This window comes from Variovorax sp. V93 (assembly GCF_041154485.1).
GTDB lineage: Bacteria > Pseudomonadota > Gammaproteobacteria > Burkholderiales > Burkholderiaceae_C > Variovorax > Variovorax beijingensis_A.
In genome coordinates this window covers 1952768-1973139 of the sequence record NZ_AP028669.1, presented here as the reverse complement: position 1 = coordinate 1973139, position 20372 = coordinate 1952768, and the positions used below count along the sequence as shown (strand labels likewise).

Here is a 20372-nt window from a genome sequence, read left to right as displayed (position 1 = left end):
TCTGTCGATTAGCTGGCGGCGGGCGGAACGGGCGTGACGGGCGTCAGCGGCCCCTTGCCGCCGAACCAGGCAATGAGGTTGTCGGCCGCGAGATCGGCCATGGCGCGGCGCGTGGGCACGGTGGCGCTCGCGATGTGCGGGGTCAGCACCACGTTGGGCACGGTCAGCAGGTCGGGGTGGACCTTAGGCTCGCCCTCGAACACGTCGAGTCCCGCCGCGGCGATGCGCTTCTCGCGCAGCGCCACGGCCAGCGCCGCGTCGTCGACGATGCCGCCGCGCGCAATGTTCACCAGCGTGGCGGTCGACTTCATCAGCGCGATCTCGGCCGCGCCGATGGTGTGGTGCGAAGCCGGCGAATACGGCACCACCAGCACGACGTGGTCTGCGGTCTTGAGCAGCTCTTCCTTGCCCAGGTAGCTGGCCTTGCATTCGGCCTCCAGCGCCGCATCGAGCCGCGAACGGTTGTGATAGACCACCTTCATGCCGAAGCCGTGCGCGCCGCGCCTGGCGATGCCCTGCCCGATGCGGCCCATGCCGATGATGCCGAGCGTGGAGCCGTGGATGTCGGAGCCCGCGAACATGTCGTAGCTCCACTTCTGCCACTTGCCCGCGCGCAGGAAGTGTTCGCTCTCGGTGATGCGGCGGGCCGTGGCCATCAGCAGCGCAAAGCCGAAGTCGGCCGTGGTCTCGGTGAGCACGTCGGGTGCGTTGGTGCCGAGCACGCCGTGCGCGGCCATCGCATCGACGTCGAAGTTGTTGTAGCCCACGGCCATGTTGGCGCAGATCTTCAGGTCGGGGCAGGCGTCGAGCAGCGCGGCGTCGATGCGCTCGCTGCCGGTGGTGAAAGCGCCCTGCTTGCCTTGCAGTTTGGCGATCAGCTGCTCCTTGCTCCAGCTCTCGTCGGCCTGGTTCGACTCGACCTCGAAATGCTGCGAGAGGCGCTCGATGGTTTCGGGGAAGATCGCGCGGGCGACCAGGATCTTGGGCTTGCTCATGATGTCTGCTCTCAACGGAAGAAGATGAAGGTGGAAAGAACGAACAGCGGAATCAGGACGGCCACGGACCAGCCCATGTACCCGAAGAAGCTCGGCATGCGCACGCCGCGGCTTTCGGCAATGGCCTTGACCATGAGGTTGGGCGCGTTGCCGATGTAGCTGTTGGCGCCCATGAACACGGATCCGGCCGAAATCGCGGCCAGCGTGGTGGCATAGGTGGTCATGAGCGCGGCCGGGTCGCCGCCTGCGGTGTTGAAGAACACCAGGTAGGTCGGCGCGTTGTCGAGGAACGAGCTCAGGATGCCGGAGGCCCAGAAATACATGGCCGGATCGGGCTGGCCGTCGGGCCTCGTCACAGCCGCGATCACGGACGCGAACGGCCCGTGCGCGCCGGCCTTGAGCATGGCGATCACCGGGATGATGGTCAGGAAGATACCCGCGAACAGCTTGGCCACCTCGGCCATCGGACCCCATTCGAACTGGTTGTCGGCATGCACCTTGGCCGCGGTGGTCTTGAACGAGAGCAGCGTGATGGCAACGAGCCCGATGTCGCGCACCAGCCCCGGCAGCCCGACGTGCGTGCCGAACACCTCGAAGCCGGCCGGCGATTTCCACACGCCGGAGAGCAGCACCAGGAACACCACGCCGCCCAGCAGCCAGAAGTTCACTGCGCCGTCGAAGCCGACGCGCCGGGTGTCCGGCGTCGGGTCGAACGGCAGCACGCCTTCCTTGCGGTAGAGATGGCGGTCGATGACGTAGAACAGCGCCAGCAGCATGCCGACGAGGAACAGCGTGTTGGGCAGGATGTTGCGCGCCGTCCAGAAGAAATCGACACCCTTCAGGAAGCCCAGGAACAGCGGCGGGTCGCCGAGCGGCGTGAGCGAGCCCCCGGCATTCGAGACGATGAAGATGAAGAACACCACCACGTGCGCCTTGCTCACGCGGTTGTCGTTGGCGCGGATCAGCGGGCGGATCAGCAGCATCGAGGCGCCCGTGGTGCCCATGAGGCTCGCAAGGACCGCGCCGATGGCAAGGATGGCCGTGTTGAGGCCGGGCGCGCCGTGCAGGTTGCCGCGGATGTGGATGCCGCCCGCCACCGTGAACAGCGCCGTGAGCAGGATGATGAAGGGAATGTATTCCTCCACCAGCGCGTGCACGAACTGGGAGCCGGCCAGCGGCGCGCCGTGGATCGCGGCAAAGGGAAGCAGGAACGCAAGCGCCCAGGCGGCGGAGATCTTGCCGTAGTGGTGGTGCCAGACCGACGGGGCCAGCAGCGGCATCAGCGCAATCGACAGCAGGATGCCCGCGAACGGAACACCCCAGAGCGCCGACAGCTTGCTGCCGTCGAGCTCGGCCGCCATGGCCAGCGCGGGGAACATCATCGGCAGCGCTGCGGCTGCCGCCAGTCGGACTGTTTTTTTCATGGGGCCGTACCGTACCAGACGGGCGTCAGGCCGGCGGCTGCTCGATCTCGAACACCTGGCGCAGGTAGGCCAGGTATTTTTCGTCCTCGCACATGTTCTTGGATGGGGTGTCCGACAATTTGGCGACCGGCTGGCCATTGCAGGTGATCATCTTGATGACGATCTGCAGCGGTTCGTAGCCGAGGTCGTTGGTGAGGTTGGTGCCGATGCCGAACGCCAGCTGGCAGCGGCCGCGGAACTGCTGGTAGAGCTCGATGGTGCGCGGCACCGTGAGGCTGTCGCTGAAGATCAGCGTCTTGGTGCGTGGATCGACCCGGTTGGCGACGTAGTGCGCCAGCATGCGTTCGCCCCACTGGAACGGATCGCCGCTGTCATGGCGCGCGCCGTCGAACAGCTTGCAGAAGTAGAGGTCGAAGTCGCGCAGGAAGGCGCTCATGCCGTAGACGTCGGACAGCGCAATGCCGAGGTCGCCGCGGTATTCGCGGGCCCAGCTCTCGAAGCCGAAGATCTGGCTGTCGCGCAGCCGCGGGCCGAGCCCCTGGCAGGCCTGCAGGTATTCGTGCGCCATGGTGCCGAGCGGGATCAGGCCGAGCTTCATGGCATAGAGCACGTTGCTGGTGCCCGCGAGCTGGGGCAGCCGCGCGCCGGGCTCGGCTTGCACCGGCGGCGAGGTGACGGCACCGAGCCTGGCATTCAGCGTGCGCAGCACCTCCTCGTGCCAATCCTTGGAGAAGCGGCGGCGGGTGCCATAGTCGGCGATCTTGAGGTCGGACAGGCCGGCATCCTGCAGCTGCCCGATCTTGGTCTCCAGGCGCCGGCGGCCTTCCTCGAAGTCGGGCTTCTTCTGGGTGTTGCGGAAGTAGACCTCGTTCACGATGGCCAGCACCGGAATCTCGAACAGGATGGTGTGCAGCCACGGTCCCTTGATGCGGATCTCGAGCTCGCCCGAGGCCTGCGGCGTGATGCTGATGTACTTCTCGTTGAGCCGGAACAGGCCCAGGAAATCGACGAAGTCGCTCTTGATGAAGCGCATCGAGCGCAGGTACGCCAGCTCGGCGTCCCGGAACTGCAGCGAGCAGAGGCTTCGCACCTCTTCGCGGATCTGCCCCGCGAACTGCGCCAGGTCGATGCCGGGGTTGCGGCACTTGAACCGGTACTCGACCTGGGCTCCGGGAAAGTGGTGCAGCACGACCTGCATCATGGTGAACTTGTAGAGGTCGGTGTCGAGCAGGCTGTGAATGATCATGGTGCGGCGCGCGTTGTCCCAAGCTTTTCGGCGTGCGTCCGATTATCACGGCCGCCGTCGGCTTGTGCCTACGGTGCCAGCACTGGGCGTCCTACCACCAGGGTGAATAGGCACCGCGACAGTTCGTGCACGGCAGCCGGGGAGCTCGCCGAATCCATCTTTTCAAGGAGATTCGCATGAACAAGGACACCATCGAAGGCAACTGGAAACAGCTCAAGGGCAAGGTCAAGGAGCAATGGGGCAAGTTGACCGACGATGACTTCGACGTGATTGCCGGCAAGCGCGACCAGTTGCTCGGCCGCATCCAGGAACGCCACGGCATCAGCCGCGACGAGGCCGAAAAGCAGGTGCGGGACTGGGAAACCCGCGACGGGCGCACGCCCGACGCCCTCTGGTACGAAAAGTACTGATCTCCCGATTCCACTCTGAACAGCAAAGGAAGAACACCATGAAAAAACACCTGCTCATGCTCGCCCTGGCCTCCACCTGCTTCATGGCCACCCAGGCCGGCGCGATGACCAAGGACGAATACAAGGTCGCAAAGGAAAAGATCGAAGCCGACTACAAGGTCGCCAAGGCCCAGTGCGATTCGATGAAGGACAACGCGAAGGACGTCTGCCAGAAGGAAGCCAAGGGCAAGGAAGACGTGGCAAAGGCCGAACTCGAACAGCAGTACAAGCCGAGCGACGCCCACGCCCGCAAGGTGGCCGAAGAGAAGGTCAAGGCGACGTACGAAGTCGCCAAGGAAAAGTGCGACGACCAGACCGGCGATGCCAAGGCCGCCTGCGTGAAGCAGGCCAAGGCCGACGAAGCCCAGGGCAAGGCCGACATCAAGGCCATGAAGAAGACCAAGGCCATGTAAGCAAGGCCGGCGCGGCCCGCGGGGCCGTGCGGCAAAAGACAAAAACGGCGCCTTCGGGCGCCGTTTTTTTTTGGGGGGGGGCGGTCAGGCTTTCAGCGAATCGACCACGCGCTGCAGCGCCTCGGGCAATGGCACCGGCCGCTGCGTGGTCCGGTCCACGTACACATGCACGAAGTGGCCCTGCGCCGCCGCGGTTTCCGCGCCCTGCGCAAAAAGCGCGATCTCGTAGCGCACGCTCGAGCGCCCGGCCCGGGCCACCCGGATGCCGGCCTCCACGGTCTGGGGAAAGGCGATGGGGGCGAAATAATTGCATTGCGTCTCGACCACGAAGCCGATGGTCTGCCCGTGGTGGATGTCGAGCGCGCCGCGTTCGATCAGCAGCGCATTCACCGCCGTGTCGAACCAGCTGTAGTAGACGACGTTGTTGACGTGGCCGTACATGTCGTTGTCGGCCCAGCGCGTGGGAATGCTGCGGAACGCGCGGTAGCTGCTTCGGGAATGCGGCGTGGGTTTGGGGGCGGAGCTCATCGCGCGGCATTTTGCCAGCGGCGCCAGTAGTCGAAGGCCACCTTGAAGGTGCCCAGCTGCACCTGCACCGTCTCTGCAATGTCGCTGGCGTAGCCGCCGGCCATCGCGAAGGCCAGCGGAATGCGCCGCCGCCAGGCCCAGTCGAACACCCGCCGGTCGCGTGCTTCCAGGCCGTCGAAGCTCAGCTTGAGCCGGCCGAGCCGGTCGCGCTCGAACGGGTCCGCGCCCGCCAGGTAGATCACCAGGCCCGGCGAGAAGCGCCGCTCCAGCTCGTCGAGCGCGTGCTCGAGCGCGGTGAGGTAGTCGGCATCGCCGCAGCCGTCGGGCAGCTCGACGTCGAGGTCGCTCGCCTCCTTGCGGAACGGAAAGTTCTTCTGCCCGTGCAGCGACAGCGTGAAGACGCTCGGATCGCTGCGGAAGATGCTGGCCGTGCCGTTGCCCTGGTGCACGTCGAGGTCGATCACCGCGACCCTGAGCTGCCGGCCGCCGCGGCCGTGCTCCGCCTGCATCAGCCGCGCGGCCACCGCGGCGTCGTTGAAGACGCAGAATCCGCCGCCCTTGTCGGCGTACGCATGGTGCGTGCCGCCCGCCATGTTGGCCGCCACGCCCCCGGCGAACGCCGCCCGGCAGGCCGCGATGGTCGCCCCGGTGGACCGGCGCGAGCGCTCGACCATCGCCTCGCTCCAGGGAAAACCGATCTCGCGCATGGCCTGCGGGCTCACGCTGCCGTCGCTGACGGCGGCAATCCACTGCGGGGTGTGGGCCAGCGCCAGTTCGCCGTCGGTGGCACGCGGGGCCTGGTCCATGTCCACCTCCGGCAGGTGTTCGAGCAGGCGGTCGCGCAGCAAGGCATAGCGGGACATCGGGAAGCGGTGGCCCGGAGGCAGGGGCAGGACGAACTGGCCGGAATAGAACGCGCGCATGGCCTGCATTCTGGATGCGAAGCGAATTTAGAAAGTGTGTTCTAAATTGCTGCAAAGCAGCAAAACCCCCTTGATCGCAAAGCTGTGCTGCCTATACTTGAGGCCATGCTGCACCGCAACATAAAACATGGACGACGAGGCAGCGCAACGTGAACCGACCACCCTTCATCCTTACCGGAGATTCTCAAATGGCCCTGACCGCTGACCAAATCCTCGCCGCCCAAAAAGCAAACCTCGAAACCCTGTTCGGCCTGACCACCAAGGCCTTCGAAGGCGTCGAGAAGCTCGTCGAACTGAACGTGACCGCTTCCAAGGCTGCCCTGACCGAAGCGCAAAGCACCGCCCAAGCCGCCCTGAACGTCAAGGACGCCCAGGAACTGCTGACGCTGCAAGCCAGCCTGTTCCAGCCCCTGGCCGAGAAGACCGCTGCCTACAGCCGTCACCTTTATGACATCGCCCAGGGCACCGGCGCCGAGTTCACCAAGGCTTTCGAAGCCAAGGCCGCTGAAGCCCAGCAAACCTTCGTCGGCCTGGTCGACAGCGCTTCCAAGAACGCACCCGCCGGCTCGGAAACCGCCGTTGCCGTGCTGAAGAGCGCCGTGGCTGCCGCCAACAACGCTTTCGAATCGGTCCAGAAGGCCGTCAAGCAAGCGTCGGACGTTGCCGAAGCCAACTTCAACGCCGTGTCGACGCAAGCCGTTGCCGCCGCCAAGACCGCGACCACCTCGCGCAAGCGCTGAGCCTCCGACCACCACCAGTTGTCTCCTTGGGTCCTCACGGATCCAATTCAGGGCCTCATCTCCGGATGAGGCCTTTTTTTTTGCCCCCGCCCGTCTTCGATAATGCAGGCCTCATTTCAGGAGACTCTCCATGCAGATCGACGGCAAGGTTTTTATCGTGACCGGTGGCGCTTCGGGCCTCGGCGAAGGCACGGCGCGCATGCTGGCGGCGAACGGCGGCAAGGTGGTGATCGCCGACATGCAGGCCGACAAGGGTGAAGCCGTCGCCAAGGACATCGGCGGCGTGTTCGTCAAGTGCGACGTGAGCCAGGAGGCCGACGGCCAGGCCGCGGTTGCCGCGGCGCAGAAGCTCGGCAAGCTGGTGGGCCTGGTCAACTGCGCGGGCATCGCACCGGCCGAAAAGACCGTGGGCAAGAACGGCCCGCACGCGCTGGCGGTGTTCAGCAAGACCGTCACGGTCAACCTGATCGGCAGCTTCAACATGATCCGCCTCGCGGCCGACGCCATGAGCAAGAACGAGCCCGAAGCCACGGGCGAGCGCGGCGTGCTGATTTCCACCGCCTCGGTCGCGGCCTACGACGGCCAGATCGGCCAGGCCGCCTACAGCGCCTCGAAGGGCGGCGTGGTCGGCATGACCCTGCCCATCGCGCGCGACCTGGCGCGCAACGGCATCCGCAACATGACCATCGCCCCCGGCATCTTCGGCACGCCCATGCTCTTCGGCATGCCGCAGGAAGTGCAGGACGCACTGGCCGCCAGCGTGCCCTTCCCCTCCCGCCTGGGCACGCCCGAGGACTACGCCAGGCTCGCCAGGCACATCATCGAGAACGACATGCTCAACGGGGAGGTGATTCGTCTCGACGGAGCGATTCGGCTTCCGCCCCGGTGAGCGGCGGCACCGCCGTGCTGCCGGTGCGGTCCAGCCGCTCGTACTGGGCGATGACCTGGGCGCCCAGCAGCACGAGCGTGGCGGCGATCTCGAGGCTCAACAGCACCACGATGGCCGTGGTGAGCGAGCCGTAGACCACGTTGACCTGCGACAGCGTCGAAAAGTACCAGATCAGCACGCGCCGCGTGGCCTCCCACAGCAGCGCGGCCGTCACGCCGCCCAGCAGCGCGTGGCGCAGCGACATGCGGCCGGCCGGCATCACGAGGTAGAGCGAGGTCAGCATGAAGATCTCGCCGCCCAGCCCCAGCAGGTAGAGCAGCAGGCCCGAGACGCCCGACAGCGACCAATTGCGCCCGAACAGGTCGACGCTCTCCTGGCCCACCAGCTGCAGCGCGCCCGACACCAGCGTGACCAGCAGCAGGCCCACGCACAGGAAGAGGATGTAGAGATAGGGCATGACCGCCGAAACCAGGAAATGGCGCCGGTGGTCGGCCTTGCGGTGATGGAAGATCACCGCCATGGCGCTCTCGAGCACGCTGAAGGCCAGCGAGCTGAAGAAGATCATGGTCACGAACAGCACCGGCCCCATCACGTCGCGGTGCTGGAGAAAGTTCGACAGCTCCGTCACGATCGCCTTCGACTGCCCCGGCAGCAGCCATTCGAGGTACCGGCCGATGGTGCGCAGCAGCTCGGCCTGCTCGATCAGGTGGGACATCGCGATCACGCTCACGATCAGCAGCGGCACGATCGAAAGCAGCGCGTAGTAGGCCACGGCGCCCGCGAGCAGCAGCCCCTGGTTGGCGCGGAAAGCCTTGAGCGCATCCCAGACGAAGCGCAGGGGATGGCGCAGCAGCGGCGCGACGTGGTGCAATGGGTGGAGCGTCTTCATCCGTGGGTTCCAACTGCAGCCAGTATGGCGTCCGCGCGCGGGCGTTCGAAGGCTTGCGTATGATTTGCCGCTCTTCGCCTACATGACCATCCCCGCTTCTTTCATCCAGGAACTCATCGCGCGCGCCGACGTGGTGGAAATCGTCGGGCGCTACGTGCAGCTCAAGAAGGCCGGCGCCAATTTCATGGGCCTGTGCCCGTTTCACGGCGAAAAGTCGCCCTCCTTCTCGGTCAGCCCCACCAAGCAGTTCTATCACTGCTTCGGCTGCGGGGTCCACGGCAACGCCATCGGCTTCCTCATGGAACACGCGGGCATGGGTTTTGTCGAGGCGGTGCACGACCTCGCCGGCCAGTACGGCCTGCAGGTGCCCGAGGACGACGCCTCCCCCGCCGAGCGCGCTCGCGCCGCCAGCCAGCGCCAGAAGCAAGCCACGCTGACCGACGTGCTCGAAAAGGCCGGCGAGGCCTACCGCAAGGCGCTGCGGCAGGCGCCGGGCGCGATCGAATACTTGAAGGGCCGCGGCGTCTCGGGCGAAGTGGCCAGGCAGTTCGGCATCGGCTACGCGCCCGCGGGCTGGCGCACGCTTGCCAGCGTCTTTCCCGACTACGACGACCCCCTGCTGGCCGAAAGCGGCCTGGTGATTGTCAACACCGAAGACGGCGCCGAAGACGCCAAGCGCTACGACCGCTTCCGCGACCGCGTGATGTTCCCCATCCGCAACGTCAAGGGCGAATGCATCGGCTTCGGCGGCCGGGTGCTCGGCGACGAAAAGCCCAAGTACCTCAATTCGCCCGAGACGCCCGTGTTCAGCAAGGGGCGCGAGCTCTACGGCCTGTACGAAGCCCGCGCCGCCTTCCGCGAGCGCGGCTTCGCCCTGGTGACCGAGGGCTACATGGACGTGGTCGCCCTGGCGCAGCTCGGCTTTCCGAATGCCGTGGCCACGCTCGGCACGGCCTGCACCACGGAGCACGTGCAGAAGCTCTTCCGCTTCACCGAATCGGTGGTGTTCAGCTTCGACGGCGATGCCGCCGGCCGCCGCGCCGCGCGCAAGGCGCTCGACGGCGCCCTGCCCTACGCCACCGACGTGCGCAGCATCAAGTTCCTGTTCCTGCCGGCCGAGCACGACCCCGACAGCTTCATCCGCGAATTCGGTGCCGATGCGTTTGCGCGCTTCATCCAGGAAGCCACGCCGCTGTCGCGCTTCATGCTCGAGGCCGCGCGCGAGGGCTGCGACCTGACCACCGCGGAAGGCCGCGCCCACATGACGAGCAATGTGCGTCCGCTCTGGAGCGCCATGCCCGATGGCGCGCTCAAGCGCCAGCTGCTGAGCGAGATCGCCGCGCTGGTGCAGCTCGACGCGGCGGCGCTCTCCGAACTCTGGGCCTCCACGCCGGGCCCGCGCAGGCCGGCCGCGGCGCCGGGCCATCGCCAGGGCGATCCGGCTCATGAAAACGAATACCCCGACATGCCGCCGCCGGCCGAATATGAGCCGCCGCGCTATGAAAGCGATAGCAAGCCGCGCAAGTTCATCAAGGGCAAGCGCTGGGGCGGCAAATTCGAGGCGCCGATCGAGCCGCTGCGCGGCCGGGGCAAGCCGCCGAGCCGGCCGGACGTGGCGGCGCGGCTGCTGCTGTCGAACATGGCGCAGTGGGACGCGCTGTCGCACGAGCTTCACGTGATGCTGTGCGACCTGCCGGGACCGCACGGGGCGCTTTTCACCTGGCTCGACAGCCAGCTGCACGAGCACGGCGTGCAGCCGTGGGCGGCGCTTCGCGAAGGCATGCGGGGCCTCGATTTCGAGACGCTGGCCGAACGCCTCATGAACGTTTCCGAAAGCGCCCCGATCCCCGAGGGCGAGGAAGAGCAGCACCTGGCCGATGCCGCCAAGGAGCTCGCGAGCGTGCTCGATTTCATGCTCGACGATCGGCTGAAGGCCCAGCAAAGCGAGGCCATTGCCGCCGTCGGAAAGGATCCCAAGGCACTCGAACGCTACAAGGCGCTGGAGGCCAGGCGGCTCGAACTGCGCAACCGGCTGAATCCGCGCGGTGCAGAAACTGCTTGAAATTTGCGCAGTAGGCTATAATGTAAGGCTTCGCAACTGGCGAAATTAGGCAAGAGCGACAGCAGCACCTCCGGGCCGACCCCTAGCGCAACGCACTCCCACGGAAAGAATCCGTCGGAAAGGGTCAATAACCGCAAGGACTGCACACCAAATGTTCGCCCGACATCTTGCCTGACGAGGAATTTCTTCCTCTTTCCCAATTGTTCCGTCCGTGCCTGTGCCCGGACCGTGGTGGCGCTGCCGTGTGGCGGTGCGCCTGTGATTCCGCTTGGTCCATCTTGCTGTAACGAGGTCGTATGCCCAGTTCAAAGAAGCCTGCTCCTTCACTCGCCAAAAGCGTCGCCGCGAAGTCTGTCGCAGAAAAACCGTTGAAAGCTGGCGTTATGCCGGCAACTAAGTCGGGTGCCGCCGCTTCCAAATCGGCAGCCGCAACGAAAGTGAAAACCGTGCCCACGAAATCGACCTCCATCGACGATCCGAAAAAAGCAGCCGCCAAGGCGGTTGCCGCCGCCCCTGCCGCCAAGAAGGTAGGCCGCCCGCCCAAGGCCGCCGGCGCCGCCGCGCCCGCCACCGGCGCCAAGCGCGGCCGCAAGCCCAAGGCCGGCAACGAAGCGCCCGAAAGCGACGTCGATCTGTCGGACATCGAGGAAGACCTGGCCGGCGACGAACCGGCAACCGCCACGACCGAGGAAAAGGTCAAGCCGCTGCGCATGAAGATCAGCAAGGCGAAGGAACGCGCCTTGATGAAGGAGTTCGGCCTCGACGAGACCGTGCTCTCCGAGGAAGACCTGGCCAAGCGCCGCTCGCGCCTGAAGACGCTGATTACCCTGGGCAAGACCCGCGGCTACCTCACGCACGGCGAGATCTCCGACCACCTGCCCGACAAGCTGGTCGACGCGGAGACCATGGAAGTCGTGGTCACCATGCTCAACGACATGGGTGTGGCGGTGTACGAGCAGACGCCCGACGCCGAGACCCTGCTGCTGAACAACACCGCCCCCACCGCCACCACGGTGGAAGAAGCCGAGGAAGAAGCCGAAGCGGCCCTGTCCACGGTGGACAGCGAATTCGGCCGCACGACCGATCCGGTGCGCATGTACATGCGCGAAATGGGCACGGTCGAGCTGCTCACGCGCGAAGGCGAAATCGAAATCGCCAAGCGCATCGAAGGCGGCCTGATGGCCATGATGGAAGCCATCTCGGCCTCCCCCGCCACCATCGCCGAGATCCTGCGCCTGGCCGCCGACATCCGTGAAGGCAAGGTCGTCATCTCCACCGTGGTGGACGGCTTCTCGAACCCCAACGAGGCCGACGACTACGTGGCCGAGGAAGACTTCGACGAGTTCGACGAGGAAGACGACGACGACGGCAAGGGCGGCTCCAAGGCCCTCACCAAGAAGCTCGAGGAACTCAAGCGCGATGCGCTCGAGCGCTTCGACCGCATTGCCTCGATGTTCGAGAAGGTCCACAAGATCTACGACAAGGAAGGCTACGGCACGCCCGCCTACGAGAAGGCCCAGCAGGCCCTGTCGGACGAGCTCATGACCATCCGCTTCACGGCCAAGACCATCGAGAAGCTGTGCGACCTGGTTCGCACGCAGGTGGACGACGTGCGCAAGAAGGAGCGCGAGCTGCGCCGCATCATCGTGGACAAGTGCGGCTTCCCGCAGGACGAATTCATCCGCGATTTCTCGGGCTACGACAAGAACGGCAACCGCGTGCCCTCGAACCTGCTGAACCAGAAGTGGGTCGAGAAGCAGGCCGCTGCCGGCAAGCCCTGGAGCGCCGTGCTCGCACGCAACATTCCGCCGGTGCAGGAACTGCAGCAGAAGCTCGCCGACATCCAGTCGCGCGTGGTGGTGCCGCTGACCCAGCTCAAGGAAATCAACAAGCGCATGAACGAGGGCGAGTCGTCCTCGCGCGATGCCAAGAAGGAAATGATCGAGGCCAACCTGCGCCTCGTGATCTCCATCGCCAAGAAGTACACCAACCGCGGCCTGCAGTTCCTGGACCTGATCCAGGAGGGCAACATCGGCCTGATGAAGGCAGTCGACAAGTTCGAATACCGCCGCGGCTACAAGTTCTCGACCTACGCCACGTGGTGGATCCGCCAGGCCATCACGCGCTCGATCGCCGACCAGGCGCGCACCATCCGCATTCCGGTGCACATGATCGAGACGATCAACAAGATGAACCGCATCTCGCGCCAGCATCTGCAGGAGTTCGGCTTCGAGCCCGACGCCGGCATCCTGGCCGCCAAGATGGAGATCCCGGAAGACAAGATCCGCAAGATCATGAAGATCGCCAAGGAGCCGATCTCGATGGAAACCCCCATCGGCGACGACGACGATTCGCACCTGGGCGACTTCATCGAGGACAGCAGCAACACGGCCCCCATCGAGGCCGCGATGCAGGCGGGCCTGCGCGACGTGGTCAAGGACATCCTCGACAGCCTCACGCCGCGCGAAGCCAAGGTGCTGCGCATGCGCTTCGGCATCGAGATGTCGACGGACCACACGCTGGAAGAAGTCGGCAAGCAGTTCGACGTGACGCGCGAGCGCATCCGCCAGATCGAGGCGAAGGCGCTGCGCAAGCTCAAGCATCCGTCGCGTTCGGACAAACTGCGCAGCTTCATCGATACTCTGTAATCCGGGTTCCCTGAAGCTACAAGCGCCCGCAGCGCCCCGTCATACGGGCGGCGGGCGCTCTCTTTTGTGCAACGCAAACAAGAAGAATGGAGCAATTGCCATGAATCCCGATGCAGACAAACTCTGGCAGGCCCCGCGCTGGGCACTGGCCGTGCTGCTCGCGGTGCTGGGCATGCTGGGTCCGTTCTCCATCGACACCTACATTCCGGCCTTCTCGGGCATTGCGCGCTCCATCGGCGCCACGCCGGCCGAGATGCAGCAGACGCTCTCGGCCTACCTGTTCGGCTTTGCCTTCATGAACCTGTTCCATGGCGCGCTGTCGGACAGCTTCGGCCGCCGGCCCGTGGTGCTGTGGGGGCTCGCGGTGTTCACCATCGCCTCGCTGGGCTGCGCGCTGTCGCAGAACATCGCGCAGCTGGTGCTGTTCCGCGGGCTGCAGGGCCTGTCGACCGGCGCGGGCATCGTGGTGTCGCGCGCCGTGATCCGCGACATGTTTCCGCCGGCCGAAGCGCAGCGCGTGATGAGCCAGGTGACGATCTACTTCGGCGTGGCGCCGGCGATCGCGCCGATCATCGGCGGCTTCCTGTTCGTGCATGCGGGCTGGCACGCGGTGTTCTGGTTCCTGGTGGCGGTCGGCGTGGTGCTGTTCGCGGCCAACTACAAGCTGCTGCCGGAGACGCTGCATCCCTCGCACCGCCAGTCCTTCCATGTGCGGCACCTGCTGCGCGGCTATTGGGACCTGTGTTCCGATCCGCGTTTCCTGCTGCTCGCGCTCGCGAGCGGCGTGCCGTTCAACGGCATGTTCCTCTACGTGCTGGCCGCGCCCGCCTTCCTGGGCGACCACCTCGCGCTGCAGCCGCAGCAGTTCTTCTGGTTCTTCCTGCTGACCATCGGCGGCATCATGCTGGGCGCGCGCGCCAGCGGCCGCATGGCGGGCAAGGTGACGCCCAAGCGGCAGATCCGCGACGGCTTCCTGATCATGCTGATCACCTCGGTGATCAACGTGGCGGCCAACTCGCTCTTCGATGCGCACGTGGCATGGGCGCTGTGGCCGCTGGCGGTGTTCGCCTTCGGCTGGGCGCTGATGGTGCCGGTGGTCACGCTGCTGGTGCTCGACCTGCACCCCGAGCGCCGCGGCATGGCCTCGTCGCTGCAGGCCGTGATCGGCTCGACCGCCAATGGCGTGGTGGCCGGCGCGATCGCGCCGCTGGTGATGCATTCCACGCTGGCGCTCGCCGTCACCTCCATGCTGATGCTCGGCATCGGCCTGGTCGCCTGGGTCTGGCTGCACGGCCGCTGGCCCGAGATCGGACGAACTCTCGCCAACGAAACCTGAAAGAGCGATACCCGAATGCGGCCCTCCCCGTTCCTGACCTACGCGCGCGCCTGGTTGCCGGGCCGCACCACCGTCGACATGCGCGAGAGGCTGCGCGCGGTCTGCGGTGCCGGCATCGGCCTGCTCGTCACGGCCGTGCTGTGCCGCTGGCTGGCCGAGCCGCTGGGCAGCAGCGTCTGGCTGATCGCGCCGCTGGGAGCCAGCGCCGTGCTGGTGTTCGCGGTGCCCGCGAGTCCGCTGGCGCAGCCCTGGTCGGTGATCGGCGGCAACACGCTGTCGGCGGTGGTCGGCATTGCCAGTGTGAGCTTCATTCCCGACCCGGCCCTTGCCGCCGCGGTGGCGGTGGCCGCCGCCATCGGCGTGATGTTCTTCGCGCGCTGCCTGCACCCGCCGGGCGGCGCGGCGGCGCTGCTCGCGGTGCTCACGCACACCACGCATTTCTCGTCCGCCCTCTTTCCGTTCCTCACCAATTCGCTGCTGCTGGTGCTGGCGGGCGTGGCCTACAACTCGCTCACGGGCAGGCGCTATCCGCATGTGCAGGTGGTGCGGCCGCCCTCGGCGGACGCCCGCTTCAGCCAGGCCGACATCGATGCGGTGCTGGCGCGCTACAACCAAGTGCTGGACATCAGCCGCGACGATCTCGAATCGCTGATCCAGCAGACCGAGCTCGAGTCGTACAAGCGGCGGCTCGGCACCCTGCACTGCGCCGACATCATGTCGCGCGACCCCGTGTCGGTGGAGTTCGGCACGCCGCTGCAGGAAGCCTGGATGCTGATGAACCAGCGCCGCATCAAGGCACTGCCCGTCACCGACCGCACGCGCCGCGTGGTCGGCATCGTCACGCAGGCCGACTTCTTTCGCCAGCTCGACCTGGAGCACCACGAAGGCATTGCCGGCCGGCTGCGCGACCTGATCCGCGCCACGCGCACCGTGGTGTCGAACAAACCGGAGGTGGTGGGCCAGATCATGACGCGCCAGGTGCGCGTGGCCAGCGCGGACCGACCGGTGGTCGACCTGGTGCCGCTGTTCTCCGAGGGCGGCCACCACCATATCCCCATCATCGACCATGAAAAGCGGCTCACAGGCATGATCACGCAGTCGGATTTCGTGCGCGCTCTCTACCGTGCCGTGCGGCCGGAGAACTGAAACCTTTCAAGGAGCGCGCATGGCGTGGGTGGTTTTGCTGGTGGCGGGCCTGCTCGAAATGGGCTGGGCCATCGGGCTCAAGTACACCGAAGGATTCACGAGGTTCTGGCCTTCCGTCGGCACTGCGATCTCGATGGTGCTCAGCGTGGTGCTGCTGGGCTGGGCAATGCGCTCGCTGCCCGTGGGCACGGCCTATGCGGTGTGGACCGGCATCGGCGCCGTGGGCACGGTGATTCTGGGGATCTTGCTGTTCCAGGAGCCCGCCAACGCCGCGCGGCTGATCTGCGTGGGCCTGATCGTCGCGGGCATCCTCGGGCTCAAGTTGACGAATTGAGCCCAGCCGGTTCCGCGGTGTTCCTGGCCTTGGCCGTGCTTGTTCTCGAGCCGCGGGCTGGCTGCGCAGGCTATTCGAGCACCACGTTCGCCTTCTTCACGAGCGCCGCATAGCGCGCCGCCTCGCTGCGGAAGTAGCTCGCGGCCTGCTCGGGCGAGGTGGGCTTGATGATGTTGCCCTGCTTGTCCATGGCGTCGCGCACCTCGGCGCTCGTGAAGGCCGCGGCCACCGCATCGTGCACGCGCTGGACGTCGGCGGCCTGCATCTTCGGCGGCCCGATCACCGCGAACCAGCCTTCCACGGCGTAGTTGGGCAGGCCCTGCTCGGCGATGGTGGGAATGTCGGGCGCGGCCGGCGAGCGCGCGGGGCCGCACAGGCCGATGGCGCGCAGCGCACCGCTCTTGAGGTGCGGCAGCACCGCGGGCAGCGCCACCACGCCCATCTCGACCTGGCCCGCGATCATGTCGGTGACCATCGGGCCCGTGCCCTTGTAGGGAATGTGCCGCGCCTTCACGCCGGCCTCGTCCATGAACATTTCGCCGGCCAGATGAATGATGGTGCCGTTGCCCGAAGAGGCGTAGTTGTAGCCCTCGGGCCTGGCGCGCAGCAGCGCCGCCAGTTCCTTCACGTTCTTGGCCGGAAGCTTCGGATTGACCACCAGCACCAGCGGCGTCGCGCCCACCACGCTGATCGGCGTCACATCGTTGATGGCGTCGAAGGGCATCTTCTTGTGCACCGCCGGATTGATGACGTGGTTGTTCGACACCATGCCGAGCGTGAGCCCGTCGGGGGCGGCCTTGACGAGCACCGAGGTGCCGGTGATGCCGCCCGCGCCCGGCAGGTTCTCGATCACCACCGGCTGGCCGAAGGCCTTGCCGAGCGCGACCGAAGCCGCACGCACGATGGCATCCACGCCCGAGCCGGCGCTGATCGGCAGGATGAAGCGGATGGGCTTGTCGGAGCCCTGAGCGAACGCGGGGCATGCCGCCACTGCGGCGGCGCAGGCGCCAAAGCCCAGGACGGCGCGGCGGGTCATCGGAGGAAGGATCGTGTGCATGGCTTGTCTCTCTTTGTGGTTTTGGAAAGGCGCTCAGGCGACGGCCGATTCGGCCTGCATCGCGGCCATCTGCGCATCCGCGTAGCCGAGCTCCGCCAGCAGTTCGCGCGTGTGCTCGCCGAGCGTCGGCGGATCGAGGCGCACGCCCAGCCGCTCGCCACCCAGCGTGATCGGGAACAGCGTCGTCTGCGCGGTCTGGCCGGCGCGCTCGCCGTCGGGCAGGCGGATCTCGGCGAGGCCGCCGGTCGCCTTCAGGTGCGGATCCTGGTAGAGATCTTCGGGCCGCACGATGGGCGCGAACGGCAGGCCGCGCGCCTCGAAGATCGCCGACAGTTCGGCGGCCGAACGGTCGGCCAGGCGCTGGCGCAGGTCCGCCAGCAGCGTGGGCCGCAGGCGGACCCTGTCGTTGTTGCTGCGCAGGGCCGGGTCGGCCTTCAGGTCGTCGAAGCCCAGCGCGTCGCAGAACACGGTCCATTGCGCGTCGCTCACCGCGGCAAGGAAGATCTGCTCGCCATCCTTCACCGTGAACACGTCGTACAGCGCCCAGGCCGAGATGCGCTCGGGCATCGGCGCCGCGGCCTGGCCGGTGATGGCGTATTGCAGCATGTGCTGGCCGACCAGGAACACGTTGTTCTCGAACAGCGCGGACTGCACTTCCTGGCCCTTGCCGGTCTGCGCGCGCTGCATCAGCGCGGCCATGGCGCCGATGGCGCCGAACATGCCGCCCATGATGTCGTTCACGCTGGTGCCCGCGCGCAGCGGGTCGCCGGGACGGCCCGTCATGTAGGCCAGGCCGCCCATCATCTGCACCACCTCGTCGAGCGCGGTGCGGTGGTCGTAGGGGCCGGGCAGGAAGCCCGTGTGGTTCACGTACACCAGCCGCGGGTTGAGCTTGCCGAGCGCGGCGTAGCCGAGGCCGTACTTGTCCATGGTGCCGGGCCTGAAGTTCTGCGCCACCACGTCGGCGGTGGCGCACAGGCGCAGCGCCGCTTCGAGCCCCTGAGGATGGCGCAGGTCGAGCGCGATGCTCTTCTTGTTGCGGTTGAACATCGGGAAGAAGCCGGCGCCCGCGCCCAGCAGGTGCCGCGTGCGGTCGCCATCGATCGGCTCGACCTTGATGACCTCGGCGCCCAGGTCGGCCAGCACCATGCCGCAGGTCGGCCCCATGACCATGTGCGTGAACTCGACCACGCGGATGCCGGTGAGCGGCAGGCGTTTTTCTTCGGCCGCCGTGCTCATGCAGCCACTCCGGCAGTCGCCGCGAAAGTTTTAGGAAAGCCCGCGCGCCACACCGTGCCCTGCAGCGTTTCGCCTTCGAGCCAGCCAGCCACGCGCTGGCGCAGGTCGAGCAGCTTCGGCAGCTGGACGCCGGTCGCGACGCCCATGCTTTCGAGCATGAAGACGAGGTCCTCGGTGTCGACGTTGCCACTGGCGCCGGGCGCGTGCGGGCAGCCGCCGATGCCGGCCAGGCAGGCGTCGAAGCGCGCGATGCCGACTTCCAGCGCGGCATACACGTTCGCGAGCCCGAGGCCGCGCGTGTCGTGGAAATGGCCGCACCACAGGCGCTCGCCCGCGATGCGCTGCGCGCGCTCGAACAGGCTGCGGACCATCGCGGGATCGGCATAGCCGACGGTGTCCGCCAGGCCCACGCGGTCGGCGCCCGCGTCGAGCAGCGCCTGCATCAAGCGCAGCACTTCATCCGGCGCCACGTGGCCCTGGATCGTGCAGCCGAACGCAGTGCCCACGCCGCCCTCGATCAAGGTCTTCGAACCCGCGGCGTCGCGCGCGGCGCGGATGCGGGCGACCTCGGCCACCACTTCGTCGGGCGTCTTGCGCAGGTTGGCGAGGCTGTGGGCATGGCTGGCCGACAGCGGCACCATCATGAGATCGGCCTCGCCGGCAATGGCGAGTTCCGCGCCGCGCAGGTTGGGCACCAGCACCGAGGCGACGAGCCCGGGCAGCGTCTTTGCAAAGGCCAGCAGCTCGGCCGTGTCGGCCAGCTGCGGCAGCAGGCGCGCGGGCACGAAGGAGCCGACTTCGATCTCGCGCTGGCCGGCGGCGTGCGCAGCGCGGATCCATTCGAGCTTCTGGGCGGTGGGCAGGGTTCTGGCAATGCTCTGCAGGCCGTCGCGCAGCCCCACTTCGCGAACGACCGCGCTGGGCGGCAGGAAGGCGTGAATCAAAACTTGTCTCCGTCGTGAGGGTCGGCGTCGATCTTAGAAGTTCCGATTCGATCCAGAAGGTATATTTGGGAAGCCATTCGATTCCAGAACGGAACACCATGCGAGACTTCGACCTCACCACCCTCCGCCTCTTCGTCGCCGTCTGCGAGACCCGCAGCATCGCGCGCGCGGGCGAGCAGGCCAGCATCGTCGGCTCGGCCATCAGCAAGCGCCTGGCCCAGCTCGAGGACGCCGTCGGCACGCCGCTGCTGCTGCGCAAGCGCCGCGGCGTGGTGCCCACGCCCGCCGGCGAAACGCTGCTCGAGCATGCGCGCGCGATGCTCGGCAGCGCCCACCGCATCGAGCGCGACATGGCGGCCTATGCGGGCGGCGCGCGCGGGCATGTGCGCATCCTGGCTTCGGCCTCGGCGCTGGCCGAATCGCTGGCCGAGGACGTGGCGAACTTCCTGCAGAACCCGGCGCACCGCAACATCCGCGTCGACATGGAAGAGCGCGTCAGCCCCGAGATCGTGCGCGGCATCCGCGAAGGCAGCGCCTCGATCGGCCTGTGCTGGGACGCCGCCGACCTCGATGGGCTGCAGCGGCGCGACTACCGCACCGACCATCTGGCCATCGTGGCGCACCCTTCGCATCCCGCGGCGCGCGACGGCCAGGTGCGCTTCGAGGACGTGCTCGACCATGAGTTCGTCGGTATGCCCGCGCTGAGCGCCGTGCAGCTGATGCTCGCGCGCGAGGCGGCGGTGGCTGGCAAGCCGCTGGTGTACCGCGTGCTGGTGTCCAACTTCGATGCCGCCCTGCGCGTGGTGCGGGCCGGGCTTGCGATCAGCGTGGTGCCGGCCGAAGTGGCCCAGCCCTTTACCGACACCTACGGCCTTCGGCTGATGCCACTCGCCGACGCCTGGGCTCGCCGCCGCTTCGCCATCTGCTTCCGCGACGAAGCGACGCTCTCGCCGTCGGCGCAATTGCTGGTGGCGCATCTCGAACGGTGCGCCACCGGCCGCGCGGCCGCCGTCTGATTCGATCGAAATGAGAAACTATTCATTGGCAAATGCGGGGTTTTTGTTTCCATTCGCGAAACCTAGCATTCGGACTGTGCAGGTCGCCATCCCG

Annotated in this window: 19 protein-coding genes; 10 read left to right on the top strand and 9 right to left on the bottom strand. The window is 66.8% G+C overall.

The window, feature by feature from the left end; genetic code table 11:
• Positions 1-8 precede the first annotated feature (8 nt).
• The 3 genes from ACAM54_RS09325 to pncB are packed head-to-tail and all read right to left on the bottom strand — an operon-like array spanning position 9 to position 3665.
• The gene (locus ACAM54_RS09325) at positions 9-995 is read right to left on the bottom strand and encodes a 2-hydroxyacid dehydrogenase (protein WP_369650521.1); all 987 of its coding nucleotides are present in this window, start codon (positions 993-995) and stop codon (positions 9-11) included.
• 11 nt (positions 996-1006) lie between these two features.
• Positions 1007-2419, bottom strand: coding sequence for a sodium:proton antiporter (locus ACAM54_RS09320; protein WP_369650520.1), 1413 nt, complete (start codon positions 2417-2419; stop codon positions 1007-1009).
• 25 nt (positions 2420-2444) lie between these two features.
• A complete protein-coding gene (gene pncB / locus ACAM54_RS09315; RefSeq protein WP_145745943.1) occupies positions 2445-3665 on the bottom strand; it encodes a nicotinate phosphoribosyltransferase in 1221 nt (406 codons plus the stop codon).
• A 176-nt stretch (positions 3666-3841) separates the two neighbouring features.
• Here pncB and ACAM54_RS09310 point away from each other — a divergent pair, with 176 nt between their 5' ends.
• Together ACAM54_RS09310 and ACAM54_RS09305 are read left to right on the top strand one after the other, a co-directional pair.
• Entirely contained in the window at positions 3842-4075 is a 234-nt protein-coding gene (locus ACAM54_RS09310; protein ID WP_093012771.1) for a CsbD family protein, read from the top strand.
• 38 nt (positions 4076-4113) lie between these two features.
• A complete protein-coding gene (locus tag ACAM54_RS09305) occupies positions 4114-4527 on the top strand; it encodes a hypothetical protein (RefSeq protein ID WP_369650519.1) in 414 nt (137 codons plus the stop codon).
• 84 nt (positions 4528-4611) lie between these two features.
• On the opposite strand, the gene ACAM54_RS09300 is transcribed toward ACAM54_RS09305, so the two are convergent.
• Both ACAM54_RS09300 and ACAM54_RS09295 read right to left on the bottom strand, forming a co-directional pair.
• Positions 4612-5055, bottom strand: a complete 444-nt coding sequence (locus ACAM54_RS09300) for an acyl-CoA thioesterase (RefSeq protein WP_369650518.1) — start codon at positions 5053-5055, stop codon at positions 4612-4614.
• On the bottom strand, positions 5052-5978 hold the full coding sequence (locus tag ACAM54_RS09295) for a histone deacetylase (protein ID WP_369650517.1): 927 nt from the start codon (positions 5976-5978) through the stop codon (positions 5052-5054). The genes ACAM54_RS09300 and ACAM54_RS09295 overlap by 4 nt, the downstream gene beginning before the upstream one ends.
• A 188-nt stretch (positions 5979-6166) precedes the next feature.
• On the opposite strand from ACAM54_RS09295, the gene ACAM54_RS09290 reads away from it, so the two are divergent.
• Together ACAM54_RS09290 and ACAM54_RS09285 are read left to right on the top strand one after the other, a co-directional pair.
• The gene (locus tag ACAM54_RS09290; RefSeq protein ID WP_021006486.1) at positions 6167-6718 is read left to right on the top strand and encodes a phasin family protein; all 552 of its coding nucleotides are present in this window, start codon (positions 6167-6169) and stop codon (positions 6716-6718) included.
• A 130-nt stretch (positions 6719-6848) separates the two neighbouring features.
• Complete coding sequence (locus ACAM54_RS09285; RefSeq protein WP_369650516.1) at positions 6849-7607, top strand: 3-hydroxyacyl-CoA dehydrogenase; 759 nt, start codon at positions 6849-6851, stop codon at positions 7605-7607.
• Here the strand turns inward: ACAM54_RS09285 and ACAM54_RS09280 are convergent.
• The gene (locus ACAM54_RS09280; RefSeq protein WP_209499644.1) at positions 7555-8496 is read right to left on the bottom strand and encodes a YihY/virulence factor BrkB family protein; all 942 of its coding nucleotides are present in this window, start codon (positions 8494-8496) and stop codon (positions 7555-7557) included. The genes ACAM54_RS09285 and ACAM54_RS09280 overlap by 53 nt on opposite strands.
• Before the next feature lie 82 nt (positions 8497-8578).
• On the opposite strand from ACAM54_RS09280, the gene dnaG reads away from it, so the two are divergent.
• The 5 genes from dnaG (at position 8579) to sugE (ending at position 16022) form a co-directional block, all read left to right on the top strand.
• Positions 8579-10558 carry a DNA primase gene (dnaG, locus tag ACAM54_RS09275; protein ID WP_369650515.1) on the top strand — a complete coding sequence of 660 codons (1980 nt, stop codon included), beginning with the start codon at positions 8579-8581 and terminating at the stop codon, positions 10556-10558.
• Positions 10559-10854: 296 nt separating this feature from the next.
• On the top strand, positions 10855-13206 hold the full coding sequence (gene rpoD, locus ACAM54_RS09270) for an RNA polymerase sigma factor RpoD (protein WP_369650514.1): 2352 nt from the start codon (positions 10855-10857) through the stop codon (positions 13204-13206).
• A 100-nt stretch (positions 13207-13306) separates the two neighbouring features.
• Positions 13307-14542: a multidrug effflux MFS transporter gene (locus ACAM54_RS09265; RefSeq protein WP_369650513.1), complete on the top strand. Its 1236-nt coding sequence runs from the start codon at positions 13307-13309 to the stop codon at positions 14540-14542.
• Positions 14543-14557: 15 nt separating this feature from the next.
• Entirely contained in the window at positions 14558-15688 is a 1131-nt protein-coding gene (locus tag ACAM54_RS09260) for an HPP family protein (protein WP_369650512.1), read from the top strand.
• Positions 15689-15707: 19 nt separating this feature from the next.
• Positions 15708-16022, top strand: coding sequence for a quaternary ammonium compound efflux SMR transporter SugE (gene sugE / locus ACAM54_RS09255; protein ID WP_369650511.1), 315 nt, complete (start codon positions 15708-15710; stop codon positions 16020-16022).
• Between the two features lie 70 nt (positions 16023-16092).
• Here sugE and ACAM54_RS09250 read toward each other — a convergent pair whose 3' ends face one another.
• Genes ACAM54_RS09250 through ACAM54_RS09240 form a run of 3 tightly spaced genes read right to left on the bottom strand, consistent with a single transcriptional unit; the run spans position 16093 to position 19262 of the window.
• Positions 16093-17058 (bottom strand): tripartite tricarboxylate transporter substrate binding protein, encoded by a 966-nt coding sequence (locus ACAM54_RS09250; RefSeq protein ID WP_369650960.1) that lies wholly within the window; start codon positions 17056-17058, stop codon positions 16093-16095.
• Positions 17059-17112: 54 nt separating this feature from the next.
• Positions 17113-18318, bottom strand: coding sequence for a CaiB/BaiF CoA transferase family protein (locus ACAM54_RS09245; RefSeq protein ID WP_369650510.1), 1206 nt, complete (start codon positions 18316-18318; stop codon positions 17113-17115).
• A complete protein-coding gene (locus ACAM54_RS09240; protein ID WP_369650509.1) occupies positions 18315-19262 on the bottom strand; it encodes a hydroxymethylglutaryl-CoA lyase in 948 nt (315 codons plus the stop codon). Before ACAM54_RS09240 ends, ACAM54_RS09245 begins: the two co-directional genes overlap by 4 nt.
• 98 nt (positions 19263-19360) lie before the next feature.
• Here ACAM54_RS09240 and ACAM54_RS09235 point away from each other — a divergent pair, with 98 nt between their 5' ends.
• Positions 19361-20278, top strand: coding sequence for a LysR family transcriptional regulator (locus ACAM54_RS09235; protein WP_369650508.1), 918 nt, complete (start codon positions 19361-19363; stop codon positions 20276-20278).
• The last annotated feature ends 94 nt before the right edge of the window (positions 20279-20372 follow it).